The organism is Microcoleus sp. B3-D7 (assembly GCF_036705305.1).
Lineage (GTDB): Bacteria > Cyanobacteriota > Cyanobacteriia > Cyanobacteriales > Microcoleaceae > Microcoleus.
On record NZ_JAUBUE010000134.1, the window covers coordinates 1 to 1,226 of the forward strand.

The window sequence follows — 1,226 nt, forward strand, 5'->3', positions numbered from 1 at the left end:
AACTCGTTCAATTTTTCAAAACCTCAATATCCCTTATGGCAAGTTTTCCTCTGCGTAGAGTGACAAAAGAGGGTTAACACAAATATATGCTCGGCTCGATAGTCGCAAGTCTTGGCTTTAGCAATATCGGCGGTACTACTTTTAATCCGAGAATTTTTCAAGCCAGCTAAGACTTGAGGGTTCCTTTCTCCAGCTACAATGGCGCGGATAATTGCCATCCCTGTAACTCATGTGATGTCACTGATGACTTTATTTAGTTGCAGATTCATTTGAGTTAATGCTTTCTGCATCCGCAGTATGTGGGTGCTACTACTTTTGATTAAGTTTTCGCGGTGGCGAATGTAACTGCGAAGAACGCAAATTTGATCGTCAGGGCGAAAGGAACCGGACAATAAACCGTAGGTATGTAGCTGTTGCAACCACTGACAATCTAAAACATCGCTTTTTCTACCTGGTACGGTTTTGACGTGATGGGCATTCACCAGTTTGACTTGGATACCCCTTTCTTCGAGAATTTGAAAGGCACTTATCCAATAGACTCCTGTCGATTCCATGGCGATGGTGTCTACTCGACATTCCAACAACCAAGATGCCATCTCAATTAAGTCAGGGGTAAAACAGCTAAATTTACGCACATTTTGTGGGGTTCGGTCAGGTGGGACGCAAACCCAGTGTTCTTGTGAGCCGATATCTATGCCTGCGGCGTTCGGGTTAATCTGTGTGAAATTAGACATTTCACCCCCAACAGGTTTGTTTGTCTTGTGTCGGATCATTGGATGACTCCTCTTGGCAAGCGAACTTTCGTGGTGTCCCAATCGGTGGGCCCAAGAGATGTTATATTCTCCTAAACGGGATAGGGAATTCCCCCTTCACCAATGTCATAACCATCACGCCCACGACCATGCTCTAAATCAGGCTCAAAGAAGCACCATTGACTTGTCGGTCTGACTCTCGGGACACAGGCATAATATATCTGATCGTAAGGCAACTTTTGGGCTAGCTTGACTGTTTCTTTTATTCATAACTGGCGTGCGACGCCGGTGGAACGCTCTCAAAGAGGACTGAAGAACTCATTAGTCGTCTTCAGACGACTTTCGCTTTGAGGCAGGGGTTTAAACCCCTGCCGGACTGCCGGACTGAGGGTTTGCCCTTAACCCTCTTTTGTCACTCTACGCAGAGGAAAACTTGCCATAAGGGATATTGAGGTTTTGAAAAATTGAACGAGT

Annotated in this window: 1 pseudogene; it reads right to left on the reverse strand. The window is 45.5% G+C overall.

Annotated elements, in window-relative coordinates:
- Nucleotides 1-74 precede the first annotated feature (74 nt).
- A pseudogene (locus tag QUB25_RS29665) lies at nt 75-734 on the reverse strand (IS110 family transposase); the annotation flags it as partial.
- Between the last annotated feature and the right edge of the window lie 492 nt (nt 735-1,226).